This is a genomic window from Bradyrhizobium sp. UFLA06-24, from assembly GCF_054967145.1.
This window is the reverse complement of record NZ_JADFUE010000001.1, coordinates 36,670-50,498: the sequence shown is the minus strand read 5'-3', so window position 1 is coordinate 50,498 and position 13,829 is coordinate 36,670. Positions and strand designations below refer to the sequence as shown.

General features: G+C 58.5%; 12 protein-coding genes. 4 read left to right on the top strand and 8 right to left on the bottom strand.

Annotation, left to right across the window (positions count from 1 at the left end; all coding sequences use genetic code 11):
• Window positions 1-9 precede the first annotated feature (9 nt).
• On the top strand, window positions 10-912 hold the full coding sequence (locus tag IF809_RS00240; protein ID WP_462836489.1) for a hypothetical protein: 903 nt from the start codon (window positions 10-12) through the stop codon (window positions 910-912).
• A 151-nt stretch (window positions 913-1,063) separates the two neighbouring features.
• Here IF809_RS00240 and IF809_RS00235 read toward each other — a convergent pair whose 3' ends face one another.
• Complete coding sequence (locus tag IF809_RS00235) at window positions 1,064-1,285, bottom strand: DUF6894 family protein (RefSeq protein ID WP_462836488.1); 222 nt, start codon at window positions 1,283-1,285, stop codon at window positions 1,064-1,066.
• A 25-nt stretch (window positions 1,286-1,310) separates the two neighbouring features.
• Window positions 1,311-1,457 (bottom strand): hypothetical protein, encoded by a 147-nt coding sequence (locus tag IF809_RS00230; protein ID WP_462836487.1) that lies wholly within the window; start codon window positions 1,455-1,457, stop codon window positions 1,311-1,313.
• A gap of 257 nt (window positions 1,458-1,714) precedes the next feature.
• Here IF809_RS00230 and IF809_RS00225 point away from each other — a divergent pair, with 257 nt between their 5' ends.
• From IF809_RS00225 to IF809_RS00215, 3 genes are read left to right on the top strand one after another with little or no spacing between them, the layout of a single operon-like run.
• Window positions 1,715-2,404: an ImuA family protein gene (locus IF809_RS00225; RefSeq protein ID WP_462836486.1), complete on the top strand. Its 690-nt coding sequence runs from the start codon at window positions 1,715-1,717 to the stop codon at window positions 2,402-2,404.
• A complete protein-coding gene (locus IF809_RS00220; RefSeq protein WP_462836485.1) occupies window positions 2,322-3,830 on the top strand; it encodes a DUF6504 family protein in 1,509 nt (502 codons plus the stop codon). Before IF809_RS00225 ends, IF809_RS00220 begins: the two co-directional genes overlap by 83 nt.
• The gene (locus IF809_RS00215; protein ID WP_462836484.1) at window positions 3,827-7,078 is read left to right on the top strand and encodes an error-prone DNA polymerase; all 3,252 of its coding nucleotides are present in this window, start codon (window positions 3,827-3,829) and stop codon (window positions 7,076-7,078) included. Before IF809_RS00220 ends, IF809_RS00215 begins: the two co-directional genes overlap by 4 nt.
• An 18-nt stretch (window positions 7,079-7,096) precedes the next feature.
• Here IF809_RS00215 and IF809_RS00210 read toward each other — a convergent pair whose 3' ends face one another.
• The 6 genes from IF809_RS00210 to dcm all read right to left on the bottom strand — a co-directional run bounded on the left by IF809_RS00210 (window position 7,097) and on the right by dcm (window position 13,768).
• Window positions 7,097-7,945 carry an HNH endonuclease gene (locus IF809_RS00210; RefSeq protein WP_462836483.1) on the bottom strand — a complete coding sequence of 283 codons (849 nt, stop codon included), beginning with the start codon at window positions 7,943-7,945 and terminating at the stop codon, window positions 7,097-7,099.
• Window positions 7,935-9,551: an ATP-binding protein gene (locus tag IF809_RS00205; RefSeq protein ID WP_462836482.1), complete on the bottom strand. Its 1,617-nt coding sequence runs from the start codon at window positions 9,549-9,551 to the stop codon at window positions 7,935-7,937. Before IF809_RS00205 ends, IF809_RS00210 begins: the two co-directional genes overlap by 11 nt.
• Before the next feature lies 1 nt (window position 9,552).
• Window positions 9,553-9,978 carry an EcoRII N-terminal effector-binding domain-containing protein gene (locus IF809_RS00200; protein WP_462836481.1) on the bottom strand — a complete coding sequence of 142 codons (426 nt, stop codon included), beginning with the start codon at window positions 9,976-9,978 and terminating at the stop codon, window positions 9,553-9,555.
• Window positions 9,975-11,882, bottom strand: a complete 1,908-nt coding sequence (locus tag IF809_RS00195) for a DEAD/DEAH box helicase (RefSeq protein ID WP_462836480.1) — start codon at window positions 11,880-11,882, stop codon at window positions 9,975-9,977. The genes IF809_RS00200 and IF809_RS00195 overlap by 4 nt, the downstream gene beginning before the upstream one ends.
• A gap of 64 nt (window positions 11,883-11,946) precedes the next feature.
• Window positions 11,947-12,405, bottom strand: a complete 459-nt coding sequence (locus IF809_RS00190; RefSeq protein WP_462836479.1) for a very short patch repair endonuclease — start codon at window positions 12,403-12,405, stop codon at window positions 11,947-11,949.
• Complete coding sequence (gene dcm / locus IF809_RS00185) at window positions 12,398-13,768, bottom strand: DNA (cytosine-5-)-methyltransferase (protein ID WP_462836478.1); 1,371 nt, start codon at window positions 13,766-13,768, stop codon at window positions 12,398-12,400. Before dcm ends, IF809_RS00190 begins: the two co-directional genes overlap by 8 nt.
• Window positions 13,769-13,829 lie beyond the last annotated feature (61 nt).

Below are 13,829 nucleotides of genomic sequence, written 5' to 3'. Positions count from 1 at the left end.
GACTGAAGAATGTCCAGGTCGAAAATCGATCTCAGTGATCCCTTCATATCTGCAATTGCTAGCCAGTATAGTCAGCAAGCTATTGTTGCCCATAATCAGGCTGCAACAAAGGACAATGCGGTACGTCCCGTTTATGCATTGAACGAGCGGTCAGGAGCCGTAGAGCATGTCGGCTCCTGCGTTTTACTCAGGATAGAAAATCAGTTCTTCGGACTGTCGGCGTCACACGTTTTTGACCGGATCGGAAGCCATCCGCTCAACTTCGGACATGGTGACAGGCTTCACTTGTTTGGAGGGGACCGCTTCAGCAGCGCAAGAGGACCTTCAGGCTCTCATCAGGATGATCCGATTGACGCGTCGGTTTTTCACTTCAAATCGGACGTCCCGGAGGAGATCGTTCCGAGCTTCCTGAATTTGCAGGATCTGGACATTGTGCCTGCCGATCGAAAACCTGAGTTCTACGTGGCGATGGGCTACCGCGTCTCAAAATCCAGATCCAATTCGAAGGGACACAGTGCAAGGCTCGATCGCTATCCGACCATGGAGCTTGACCACGATAAGTATGAAACCCTTGAACTTGCGAGGGAGATGCACATCCTGCTCGCGCATGAGGATCAGGCCCTGGTTGGTGGAAACTGGCAGACGACGCCGTCCATACGAGGCTTCAGCGGAGGCGCCATTTTTCGCGTGGCGGGTTCATCGCCGTTTAATCGCGTGACAGAGCCCGGGATGCTGAACATCAGGTTGGCAGCTATCCTTATCGCTCGAGTCGGCAAACGCGAGCCATTCGTTACAGCGGCAATCGGTACGCGCCTTGGCATCTATTTTCAGCTTATCGATCACTACTTACCTGAATTAAAGCTGCGCGACATTCTTGCGTCAGAGCTTGCAAGGCAACTCAACACTGACTGACACTGCTTTGGCGTCGCGCTGTGCATTTCAGCTTGCGGAATTATACGGGCGCGTGGCACTCCGCGAAGCGTAGCGCGCCCTCGGTCCGCGTGTGTCACCGAAGGTACGTACCTTTCTTTCATTTCCGGAATATGATTTTCAGCGGAGCGTTTCATACGGTGGTGGATGCGAGCGGGACCTGAAACAGCTCCTTGTCCCATTCGTCGCGAACGGAGATGAAGTTTTCTTCCCTCACAGCGTCCGGGTTGGCGGTGCCCAGTTGGTGCGCCAGGAAGTTCGCCCGGTCTTTTGCCGCGCTGTCGTCCGCAAGCTCCTGGCCGATCAGGTCGTGGGCTGGGGTCGAACCGAGCAGGTGGAAGCGATACAGCGGCATGTGATTCACAGATGCAGACAGGGCGTCACTCCATCTTCGCCTTGTCTTTTAGATCGCGGATACGCGTTTCGGCTTCTTCTCGGGATTGGACGATCTCAGACCAGTCGTCAGTTCGGGCGAGTGCGCTCAATCGCTTGAGCTCGGCGAGCTGCTCAGCTGTCGGCTTTTCCATGAAAGGGCTCCTTCGAGCACCAACCCTCATTCATTTCCGCCGTTCCTCGCCTGCTGACCTGGCTTTCTGTCAGCGCCTTTCGGTAAGACAATACAGCCAAAGAAAATGTTCCTCTTTCAATGACTTAAAAGATTCATTGACTCCTTGCCCGCGGCTGATGTTCTCTATTTGTTCTACTCTAGCCCGGTCACCTTTTGATGCTATCTGCTTCGAGCCCTTCTTCTGCTGTCGCCGAGCTCCGCCGGAAGCTCGACCGGATGGCCATGGGCGACGCTCTGGAAGAGCGGAAGACGCTTGCCTTTGGCATTGATGCGATTGATCGCTGGCTGCCGGGTGGCGGTCTGGCACTCGGTGCACTCCATGAAATCTGTGAGCAGGGGACCGATGGCGCCCGCGCTTCCCTCTCAGCTTTGTTCGCGGCTGGCGTGCTGGCGCGACTGCCGGGTCCGGTCATCTGGTGTCTGCATAGTCGGGACCTGTTCGCGCCAGCGCTCGCCCGCGTCGGCCTTCATCCGGACCGCGTGATCTACTGCGAGACCTGGAAGGACGCGGAAGTTCTGCCGGCCATGGAAGAGGGCTTACGGCACGGTGGTCTGGCTGGTGTCGTGGGCGAACTCGTCAGGCTTCCCCTCACCCCGTCGCGGCGGTTGCAACTGGCGGCAGAAGCGTCGGGCGTTATTGCTTTTGTGTTGCGCCGCTCGGGTCCGAAAGCTGATGAGCACAATGCGAGCTTCTCGCGCTGGCGTATCAGCGCGGCACCGTCTGGACCAATGATCGATTTTGATATGGGACGCGCGCGCTGGCAGCTGGATCTGCTGCGCTGCCGCGGCGCCGAGGCTAACTCCTGGACGGTGGAGGCCTGCGATGCGTCGGGTCGTATCGCTGTTCCTGCCGAGCTGGGCGACCGATCGCCTGCGCCGCAGGAATGGCGGCTTGCCACCGCCTGAGGTGCCGCTGATCACCGCCAGTCAGCAGGGCAACCAGCGTCTGATTGCGGCAGTGGATCAAGCAGCGCGGCGCCTGAAGCTGCGGCCAGGCATGACGATTGCGCACGCGCAGTCTCTGGTACCCAATCTCGTCATTCAGGATGCGATGCCAATGGAAGATGAGGCGGGTCTTGCGCGGCTTGCGCTCTGGTGCACGCGCTATTCGCCCCTGGTCACGCCTGATCCACCCGATGGCGTGTTTATCGATGTCGCAGGCTCAGCGCACCTCTTTAAGGGGGAAGCCGCGCTTTTGCAGGATCTGAAGGCGCGCATGACGGGCTCGCGCATCGAAGCGCGTGTGGCTGTTGCCGATACGCCAGCCTGCGCATGGGCGGCCGCGCGTTTCTCGAAAGAGGAGATCGTCGCACCTGGCCGGGCGTCGGACGTATTGGGCGCGCTGCCAGTCGAAGCGCTGCGCCTTGACCGCTCGATTGTCGAGAGCCTGCGCGATGTTGGTATCGAGCGGATCGCGCAACTGGCGACCAAGCCGCGCGGCGGGTTGCGCACGCGATTTGGTGCCGAAGTGCTTCTGCGGATGGACCAGGCGCTTGGTGCGTCTGCGGAAGTGCTGACGGCACTGGTGCCACCTGAAGTGCCGCGCAGCAAGATGCGCTTTGCCGAGCCGCTCGGTGACCCGGAAGATTTGCAGCGCGTCATCGCCATTCTGTGCCAGAGCCTGGCTGAAGATCTGGAGCGGCGGGGCGTGGGCGCGCGCCGGCTCGATCTCGTCTTCATGCGGGTGGACAATATTGCGCAGGCAGTCCGCATTGGAACATCACGCCCCAATCGTAATGCGCCGCATTTGGCAAAGCTGCTCGGCGAACGTCTGGTACTCGTCGATCCCGGATTTGGCATCGAAGAGGCCACTCTCACGGCATCATGGATCGAGGCACAGACCGAAAAGCAGATGGTCGGCGCGCATGTCGGAAAGCCAGGCGAAGACATCGATGTGAGCGATCTGGTCGACCGCCTGCGCGTCAAGCTGGGCGCTGAGCGCGTCTTCCGGGTGGTGCCGGTCGAAAGTGACATTCCTGAAAGGTCGCTCAAGCGCGTGCCGGCCATGGCGAAGTCAGGCGGTGCGAACTGGCCGGACGATCTGCCGCGGCCGTCCCGTCTTCTAACGCCGCCCGAAATCATCAATGCGGTGGCGGAAATTCCGGATGCACCACCACGTTTCTTTGTCTGGCGTAAAGTCCGCCATCGGATCACGAAAGCTGACGGGCCCGAGCGCATTCTCGGCGAATGGTGGTTGAGCGATCAGGAGATTGGCCTGCAACGCGATTATTACCGCGTCGAAAATGTACAGGGTGAGCGCTTCTGGCTGTTCCGCGACGCGCCGGCCTCGGAAGGTGGCCGCTGGTGGCTGCACGGGATCGGTGAAGCATGAGCTACATCGAGTTGCAGGCGACCAGCCATTTTTCATTTCTGCGCGGGGCATCGAGCTGCGAAGAATTGTTCGCAGCGGCGGCTGTCCTCGGGATTTCTGCCATTGGTATCGTCGACCGCAATTCGCTTGCCGGCATCGTGCGCGCTTATGAAGCGGCGAAAGTGACGGGTACACGTCTGATCGTCGGCTGCCGGCTCGATCTCGAGGATTTCCCCTCGATCCTTGTCTACCCGACCGATCGAGCGGCTTACGGTCGTCTGTGCCGTCTTCTGACCTTAGGCAAGAGCAGGGCCGGTAAAGGCAGATGCGCCCTCACCTTCAGGGATGTCGAGGAATGGTGCAAGGGGCTGATCGGAATCTTTGTCACCGATAAGCCGCACGACACCTTGCCGGACGAGCTGAAGAACTTTCGCGCCGCATTCGGCGATCGCGCCTATTGCGCCCTCACCCGCCGCTTTCGTCCGCGCGACGCTGCGCACATGGAAGCCATTGCACAGGCTGCGAGCAGGGCCATGGTGCCAACGGTGGCAACCGGCGACGTTCTCTATCACGCACCTGAACGACGGCTTCTTCAGGATATCGTCACCTGCATTCGCCTCAAGACCACCATCGACAGGGCCGGTTTCCTGAAGGAAAAGCACACCGACCGCTTTCTCAAAGCGCCTGATGAGATGAAGCGGCTGTTTCGCCGCTATCCGGACGCCATCCGCCGGACGGAAGAAATTGCGGCACGGTGCACGTTCTCCCTCGATGAGCTGACTTACAGCTACCCGACGGAAGTCCTCGAAGATGGGCTTACGGCTCAGGAACGACTTGAGAAGCTGACATGGGAAGGTGCCGCGCAACGCTATCCGGAGACATTGCCGGATAATGTCGCGATGCAGCTGCGACATGAGCTGAACCTGATCGAGAGGGTGCAGTACGCACCTTACTTTCTCACGGTCGACAGCATCGTTCGCTTTGCCCGCTCAAAGGGCATTCTCTGTCAGGGGCGCGGATCGGCGGCCAACTCAGCTGTGTGTTTCGTGCTCGGCATCACCTCGATCGATCCGGTCCGTCAGGGGCTCCTGTTCGAGCGTTTCGTCTCGGAGGAGCGACGCGAGCCGCCCGATATTGACGTCGATTTCGAGCACGAACGGCGCGAAGAGGTCATTCAGTGGATTTATGAGACCTATGGAAGGACCCGCTCCGCCCTGACCTGCACAGTGACTAGATATCGCGCGCGCGGTGCGGTGCGCGAAGTCGGCAAGGCGCTCGGCGTACCGGAGGACATCACGGCAGCACTTGCAAAGCTGACCTGGGGCTGGAGCGATGAGGGTGTGTCGGACGCCGAACTGAAGGAGCTGAACCTCAACACGACCGACCGGCGCCTGCGCATGACGCTAGGCCTTGCGAAAGAGCTGATGGGGACGCCACGGCATCTCTCGCAACATCCGGGTGGCTTCGTGCTGACGCTGGACCGCCTTGATGAGCTGGTGCCGGTCGAACCGGCCGCCATGGAAAACCGGCAGGTCATCGAGTGGGACAAGGATGACATTGACGCGCTGAAATTCATGAAGGTGGATGTGCTGGGTCTCGGCATGCTGGGCTGCATGCGACGCGCCTTCGATCTGCTAAAGGCGTCCAAGGCCATCGATCTCGATCTGGCGACGATCCCGGCCGAAGATCCCGCTACTTACGCGATGATCCGGAAGGCCGATACCGTGGGCGTCTTTCAGATCGAAAGCCGCGCCCAGATGGCAATGTTGCCGCGCCTGGCGCCGACGCGTTTTTATGATCTCGTGATTGAAGTCGCGATTGTACGGCCTGGTCCCATTCAGGGCGACATGGTGCATCCCTATCTGCGCCGTCGGGAAGGCAAGGAGCCGGTTGTCTTTCCCAGGCCTGAACTCGAAAAAGTCCTTGGCAAGACACTTGGTGTGCCGCTCTTTCAGGAGCAGGCGATGCAGGTGGCGATGGTTGCGGCCGGCTTCTCGGCGAACGAAGCCGATCAGTTGCGCCGTGCCATGGCGACATTCAAATTCACCGGCGGCGTCAACAAATTCCGCGACAAGCTGATCGCCGGCATGATCGATAATGGCTATGACCAGGAGTTCGCTGAACGTACCTTCAAGCAACTGGAAGGCTTCGGCTCTTACGGCTTCCCGGAAAGCCATGCCGCCAGCTTCGCGCTGATCGCCTATGCTTCCTCCTGGATGAAATGCCATCATCCCGATGTGTTCTGCTGCGCGATCCTCAATGCGCAACCAATGGGCTTTTATGATCCGTCCCAACTCGTCCGCGATGCTCGGAATCATGGCGTGGTCATTCGGCCGATCGATGTGAACGCTTCGGAATGGGACTGTACGCTAGAGCCGCTGGACCACGATCGGCGCGCCGTTCGACTTGGCCTACGTATGACACGCGGCCTGGCCGAGACTGACGGCAAGCGGCTGGTCGATGCGCGGCACGATCGTTCCTACGTAAGCATTCTCGAGCTCGCCCGGCGCGCCAGTTTGCATCCCGGATCTTTGGTGCGCTTGGCGAAAGCAGACGCCTTCCAGTCGTTGAAGATCAGCCGCCGCGAAGCCGCATGGGCAATCAAGTCGCTTCGCTCAGACATCTTGCCCCTGTTTGCCGAGGCCGATCGGCGCGAGCAGGGCATCCAGCCCGAGATCAACGAAGCCGCGGTCGAGCTGCCGCCAATGACCAGAGGGCGCGAAGTGGTCGAGGACTACCGCTCGCACGGGTTGACGCTACGCGCCCATCCACTCGCCTTCCTGCGCCAAGAGCTGACCCGGCGCTCAGTCAGTCCTTGTCGAGACCTTCAGCAGGCCAAGGACGGCTCGCGAATTTCCGTCGCCGGCCTTGTGCTGGTCCGGCAGAAGCCGGGATCGGCAAAAGGCGTCATGTTCATTACGCTGGAAGACGAGACGGACATTGCCAATCTTATCGTCTGGCCCTCGGTGTTCGACCGGTTACGCCGCACCATTCTGGGCGCACAAATGATGACCTGTCGGGGTCAAGTCCAGCGCGCGAGCGGCGTCATTCATGTGATCGTGGAAAACCTGATCGATGAGACTGCGCTGCTCAACAGTGTCGGCGGTCACAATGAGGCCTTTACGCTGCCAGCCGGTCGCGGCGACGAAGCACGCCATGCCGGAGGGCCCGACCCGCGAGGCGCCGTGCCGATCAGAAAAGTTCGGGACATTTACATCCCGGACCTGCACATCGATACGCTCAAAGTGAAGGCGCGGAATTTCCGATAGAGATCGGACTGTTCCTGGTTAAATTGAACGATCAACAGATTTGCGAGCTGCCCGAATTTCGTCGATGGTCAGTGGTGGATTCTTCGTGTGTGCAACGGAATGACAGTTGGGACACAATGGTGCGAGATCCAATAAAGGATTGATCACGTAATCGGGCCCAAGCGCATGGACGGGCGTGACGTGGTGCACTTCGATCAGGGTGGCGGCCTGATCTCCATATTCTTCAGACATCAAACGATCGCAGGCCTTGCAGCAATAACCGTGGATAGCAAGCGCCGCGGCGCGATTCCGACGATCACGCTCGTACCTGTTGACGAGGACGGTTGTTTTTGCGCCTTCCGGATAGCCGACAAGCTCTGCACTGGCTTCCTCTTCAGTCGCAAGAGGCATCAGTGCGAACACCGCTGCAGCAAGCCGCCCCGTCCATTTGACGAGCTGCGACATGTCTTCTGTCGCATCCCCTGAATTGATATTGAGCTGTCCACGCGTCAACGTCGCGCTGTAGGTTTTCCAGTGGCCGGGAATGTCACTGGCATGCAGTCGGTACGGGACGCCATCGAGAGTTAAAGTAATCTCTGCCCCGTCAGCAATCGACGCGGCAAGGACCGCTTCGGAAACCTGCCGTGCTTCGGTCGAGGCACTGCGCATCGCGGCAAGCAGATCACCTGCATAGGCACCGGGCTCGAACGCAACCTCAATTGACCGCCAGCCGAGCTTCGCATTCAGCCGGAAAGTCTGGCTGGCCTGATGGCCGGCGGGGACGAGTTCAAGTTCCTCCTGCTGGCCAGGTCGAACACGAGCTCCAACCAGCGCAAGCCCTGTCTCAGCGGTGACGAGCTGAGCGAAGCGTTGAGGATCAGGCAGCATTAACGTTTACGTCCGCTTCTGGCAATGTTTCAACGAGGGTGCGCAGGATCTTCGACAGTTCAAACCGCATATCACGGAAATGCTTTATCGTAGCTTGATCGATCGTTGATAGCTCAGCTACAGCCAGTGCCCAGAACAGGTAGTCAATGCCCTGAACGGTGACGCTCCGGTTAAGGTTCGGTAGATAGACCTTTTCGTAGAACGGATGCGATGTATTGAGCAGAACGGCCTTGTGCTGATCGACAATTGCCGGCTCAAACAGAAGCCCGTCATTCAACGAAGCAACGGGCTTGATAAAAACCTCTCCTGGACGGGCGGCGCTCGAAACTGGCAGCAGCAGCTTTAGCTTGCCTTTGGGGTTCTCGATAATGACTTCGCCTGTGTTCGGATTGACAACACTCACATTGACCGAGGCACCGGCTGCGGCTTCGCGACCCTTGATGTTATTATTTGAATTGTCGTGAGCCCCGCCGGTTGCCTTCTTTGAAATGTCCTTCTGCTTTCCTTCGCGGTACCGGCGATCAGCCTCCCGTCGCGGAGCGGGAAGAAATTCTTCCCTAAGCCATTTCCAGATGTCCTCGTTCAGGATGATCTGGGATTTCTTGATGTCCAGGTGAAACGCCTCATCAAGCTTGTGGTCGAAAGAGAATTCGACCCTTAGAAGAGTGAAGTGCGGCTCCTTCTGGAACATATCCAGCCAGTCGGCTTCATGGATCAGCCGGTTTTCGCGATAGATGTAGATGCCCTGCATTTCGGCAGACAGCCGCGCGGCCGCTGCAGCTTTCTGATCTGCGAATTCTTCGCGGCGCGGCATGACGTAGGCCTTCACCGTGAAAACGGCCTTTTTGCCGGTCTCCGTTTCAACTGGGACGTCCTTTTGAGCCAGAAGTTCCGACAGCCCGGAAAGGAAGGGGTCCCATGGTGGAACGACTACCCCATTGAGCTTCATCGTGACTTTAGGCGCCCGGCTGTCGTTCGGATCGAGGAAGCGCTGATAAACCATCGAGAGATGGTCGCGCAGATCATCGACCTTCTTGTCTAGGGCACGGCGCGCGGCCTTGCCGTCCGGCTTGCTGTAGTCCTTCATCAGGCGGTCGACCCGAGACCACGAGACGACAGTGCCCGAATGATTGTGAGCCGTTTCCTCAAGGTGATCGAGAGCATCGACCTCTGGGGTGTCAGTAATCAGGACCTCCCATTTTCCGACCTTGCCGACATGGTCCAGGTCCCAGGTAATCATGGTCGCAGGTGCAGTCGCTGAATTGCGGGAGGTTACCGAAAGGCGACGGGCGAAAGCGGTCGAGGCCGTCTTTAGTCCCAGACCATACTTGCCGAGGCTCGCAGCGCTGGGTCTTACGCGAGCGCCGTACCGCATTGCGTTCTCGAGGCCGGCCTGGTCCATGCCGTCGCCGTTATCGGCGATCGACACATGGATATTCCCTCGCACGTCCGCCTCAACTTTTATGTCGACGGCCGTTGCATTTGCGGCGATTGAGTTGTCGACGATATCTGCGATTGCAGTGTTGAACTCGTAGCCCGTGTCGCGAAGGCCCTCGATCATGCGCTGCGGATCCGGGATCAGTTCCTGCGCAATCTGATTCACCATATCACTTCCCCCCATCGAGCTGAATTACACGCCAGCCTGAGCCTAGTTTCAGGACTCCGTCTGCACTTAAAGCGGGTTGATTCTTTCGGCGATAACCGACGTGATACCTGCCGGCGTCGTCGCGCTTCAGAATGACTTCGTCACCGACATCGAGACCTGCATCACGAATATATCGCGTCATGCGGGTGAGCCGGTATTCATTCCTCGTCCCGGAAAATAGGGCATTATTGTAATAGATAAAAGCGAATTCCCATTTGACAGCGGCATCATCAGTAAAGATGAGATGCGCCCGGGGATTGTAGTCCCGCGCATCGAGCTTCGGAAAGAAGCCAAGAATACGCGGGTCCTTCGGAATGAGTATGCCGGCCTGATGACCGCCCGTCGCGCCGATATCGTTGGCACTCAGGAGTTTTGAAATGGTTTTCATGATCCCTGCTGCTGAACAGGCGAACGCTCTAACGCGCTTATAATATCGGCATAGTCCTCGTCTTTTCCGGAAACACCTACTACGGCGGCATCCGACAGCTCCCGTTTTCTCATTGAGCGTTCATTGACGACTTCCTCAACTGTTCCTGCGCAGTACAGCCGATGAACGGTGACGGGCAATGTCTGCCCCCGCCGGTGGGCACGGGCAGAGGCCTGATCTTCCAGCGCGGGATTCCATTCCAGATTGTAGTGAATCACATGATTGGCGGCCGTAATATTCAGACCGGCACCACCCGCCTTGGGGTTGAGAATAAGAACTGCGGGTCCCCGGACGGCGGAGAAGCGATCGATCAGGGGCTGTCTGTCGTCGATAGGCAGGCGGCCATCGAGGCATCCCGAGAAGACACCCCACTGTCGGTCGACAAACCGGGCAATCATGTCGGCCATCTCTGTGTAGGAAGTAAAGATGATTGCCTTCTGGCCTGAAGCAAAGATTTCTTCGAGAATGTCCTGAAGGCGATTCAGTTTGGAAAAATCGCCGGCGATGAAGCTGTCGGTACTGATTGAAGGGTGAGCACAGAACATGCGAAGCTTCGTAAGCGATACAAGGGTTGCGGCCTGACCGTGCTCCTTGAAAATGTCGTCACGCATCCGTTCATACGCCTGCGCTTCTTCAGGTGTGAGTTCGACCGCCTGAGGAATATCGATGCGCTCCGGCAGGTCATCTGCCACATCGCGCACGCGCCTGCGTAGCATAACGGGAGAGATAAGCGCTTCAAGTCGCGCCGCAGCTTCTACGGATTCCTCGAAAGTACGCTGAAACTCCGCAACCCCACCCAGATGGCCTGGTATTGCGAAATCCATCAGGGACCAGAGGTCCGAAAGCCGGTTTTCGAGTGGCGTTCCCGTCACCGCTATGCCGGTCTTCCTGTGCAATGCCTTCACGGCTCTTGTCCGTATCGCATCCGGATTACGGATGTACTGGGCCTCATCGAGGATGACAACCGGCCATTCGATCATCCCGAACATGCCGCCGTCACGGACAACGGTGTCGTAGGAGGTGACGATAATGTCATAGGCGGTCAACGCCTGCGCCCGACCTGTACGTGCACTGCCATGGTGTTTCAGCACGCGAAGGTGAGGAGCAAATTTGGCGAACTCACGCTTCCAGTTTTCAAGCAGGGAGCCGGGCGCGACAATGAGGGCTGATGTGGCTGATGGCTGGTGCGGACCGGCGTCGCTAATCAGACTGATCACCTGCAGGGTTTTGCCGAGACCCATTTCGTCGGCGAGTATTCCGCCCAGTTGCTGGCCGTAGAGAAACTTCAGCCAGCGCCAGCCATCATCCTGATAGGGATAGAGGCTGGCGTTGACACCCCGTGGCGCGAGGTCCTTTTGTGGTGCAAACAGAAGTGGCGGCAGCCTGGCGTCGGAAGTTCGGTCCTCGACTGGTGCGCCTGTCTGAGCAGCCCTGCGGAGATTCAGGAACGCACGCATTGACGTAACGGCGCCGGCTTTCGCACCGCATTGTTCGAGTACGTCACGGATTGCCGCCAGACTTTCGAGATCCAGAGGGTACCAGGTATTCTCAATCACGAGATGTTCGCTCGCGGGCATGCTCTCACAATCGAGCACGTCCTTTCCGCGCACCTTTCCAATGATGTGAACACCCACCCCGTGACCGGAATCCGGCTCGGCATCGATGACCAGTCGAAAAACAATCGGGTACGCACTGAAACGGAGATGTTCGATAGTGCCGGATTTCCCGGGCGCCAGATCGGGCCAGACTCTCTCGCCATCCTCGACGGATCGAAGCACCTCAAGCGCGGTCGGCAGAAAGGTTTCGGAACCTCTGCGGACGTAAAGGGTCGAGTCCTGCAATATCCATTCGGCCGAAATAGTCATTATGCGGCAATACTTTAAACGCGAAGAAACTTCCAGAACAACTTTTGGCTGAGGCCGTCGTCAGTTAGCCCGCCGGGGGCGGCAACTCGATATAGTCTGAGCCTGAAGCCAACCATCCCGCAAGACGTTCAATGACTTCCTCAAGCGACAGCTTTGACCTGCCTCGCAGTGCACACTCCCAGACGATCGCGCGCCGCCAGCCATCCGCTTTCAGGGCCCTTTCCGAGCGTGCGTCGACTTCCCGATTGCGGGCGATCTTTGCCTTCCAGAAGTCTTCGCGGGTCGCCGGCCATTTGAACAGATGGCAATTGTGCCCGTGCCAGAAGCAGCCATGAGCAAACAGGACCGCGCGGCGTCCGGGAAATACCATGTCCGGCCGGCCCGGTAGTGAACGGTCGTGCAGTCTGTACCTGAAGCCGGCGCGATGCAGTCCCCGACGCAGCAGCATTTCCGGTTTGGTGTTTTTGCTCCGGATGCCGGACATCATCCGGCTGCGCACGTCGGGAGGTACTACATCAACCATGTGCTTCCGCGATTTCCACCGGGCGATCCGGCCTGGTGACGATGACGGTATCTTTCTGCTGTTTCCCCTTTGATTTGCCACGGGCCAAGGCAGCTTCAATGTGAGGACGCAGGGCGTCGGCAAGGAAGCGCACGACGGGAACAACAACGGCATTGCCGAACTGCTTGTAGGCCTGGGTATCCGAAACGTGGATGCGGAATTCCTGCTCCTTGGTATCGAAGCCCATCAGGCGAGCGCATTCGCGCGGCGTGAGGCGACGCGGCCGCTTGCCCTTCTGGGCAATGAGGATTTCCGAGCCGTCCTTGTAATAGCGGGCTGAAAGCGTGCGCGCGACGTCATCCGGGCCGAACAGGCTGTAACCGAAGCCGTTTCCGGCAGCATTGTGTTTGGCCTTATATTCCTTGAGATATTGCCAAAGCCGGGGTGTTAACGTGTATTTGTCCGGGACCTCACTATCGAGAATCGTACGAAGTTTGGGACCCTTGTCCCGGTCCGGAATTTCCAGTGCCCTGAGGTCGAAATCCGTCGGCTCGCGGAATCCGACGATGAAGATGCGTTCCCGCTTCTGCGGCACCCAGGGCTGCGAGCTGATCACGCGATGCTGGACGTGATAGCCCAGCTCGTTCTGAAGTGCATGCATGATGGTGGCAAAGGTTTTACCGCCGTCATGGCGCTCGAGATTCTTGACGTTCTCAAGGACGAAAGCTGCCGGGCGGTGATGAGCGATGATCTGCGCGGTATCAAAAAACAGCGTGCCCTGCGTATCGCAGAGAAATCCGTGCGGACGGCCGAGCGCGTTCTTCTTTGAAACGCCGGCGATCGAGAAGGGCTGGCACGGAAAGCCGGCCAGCAGAACATCATGCTCAGGGATCAGGTCGGGGTTATCGGCATAAGGGCGAATGTCGCCGGCGATCTCGTGGTTGTCGGGATAGTTGAGCCTGTAGGTTTCCTGCGCCCTCGGCTCCCATTCGGAGGTGAAGACGCACCGTCCACCAGCAGGCTCGAAACCCTTGCGAAGTCCGCCGATGCCGGCAAACAGATCGATGAAGCGAAACAGCGGCGGCGCATTGTTCTGCGAGACCGCCCTCTCCTCGGCAGCCTTGCGCAGTATGTCACGCGCAAGCTTCGAGGGTTTGGTTTCACCGCGTTCGTACCGGTAGACCGTACGCCTGTCGACCTTGAGAAGCTCTTCGGCCTCGGGAAGCGAAAGGCCTGCCTGCTCGCGGAGTTTCGAGAACTCCGTTTTCGTCTGGGTACGCCGTAGTGCCATGAGTGATGCGAATCGCCGGTGGGTCAATTTTTGACAGCCTGACACCATGCATTCCAAATCGCAAGAAAAATGTTCATATTTTGTTCTACGCACCCGACCTTTCCAAAGGATTGTTTGGAATCGCGTGTGCTGCTTCGTACTTGTCGCCTACACA

What these genes read in the sequence shown, in the direction of transcription:
- IF809_RS00240 (WP_462836489.1), top strand. Translation starts at nt 10, where the DNA reads ATGTCCAGGTCGAAAATCGATCTCAGTGATCCCTTCATATCTGCAATT.
- IF809_RS00205 (WP_462836482.1), bottom strand. Translation starts at nt 9,551, where the DNA reads ATGGTGAATCAGATTGCGCAGGAACTGATCCCGGATCCGCAGCGCATG.
- IF809_RS00230 (WP_462836487.1), bottom strand. Translation starts at nt 1,457, where the DNA reads ATGGAAAAGCCGACAGCTGAGCAGCTCGCCGAGCTCAAGCGATTGAGC.
- IF809_RS00215 (WP_462836484.1), top strand. Translation starts at nt 3,827, where the DNA reads ATGAGCTACATCGAGTTGCAGGCGACCAGCCATTTTTCATTTCTGCGC.
- IF809_RS00200 (WP_462836481.1), bottom strand. Translation starts at nt 9,978, where the DNA reads ATGAAAACCATTTCAAAACTCCTGAGTGCCAACGATATCGGCGCGACG.
- IF809_RS00190 (WP_462836479.1), bottom strand. Translation starts at nt 12,405, where the DNA reads ATGGTTGATGTAGTACCTCCCGACGTGCGCAGCCGGATGATGTCCGGC.
- IF809_RS00225 (WP_462836486.1), top strand. Translation starts at nt 1,715, where the DNA reads ATGGCCATGGGCGACGCTCTGGAAGAGCGGAAGACGCTTGCCTTTGGC.
- IF809_RS00195 (WP_462836480.1), bottom strand. Translation starts at nt 11,882, where the DNA reads ATGACTATTTCGGCCGAATGGATATTGCAGGACTCGACCCTTTACGTC.
- IF809_RS00235 (WP_462836488.1), bottom strand. Translation starts at nt 1,285, where the DNA reads ATGCCGCTGTATCGCTTCCACCTGCTCGGTTCGACCCCAGCCCACGAC.
- IF809_RS00220 (WP_462836485.1), top strand. Translation starts at nt 2,322, where the DNA reads ATGCGTCGGGTCGTATCGCTGTTCCTGCCGAGCTGGGCGACCGATCGC.
- IF809_RS00210 (WP_462836483.1), bottom strand. Translation starts at nt 7,945, where the DNA reads ATGCTGCCTGATCCTCAACGCTTCGCTCAGCTCGTCACCGCTGAGACA.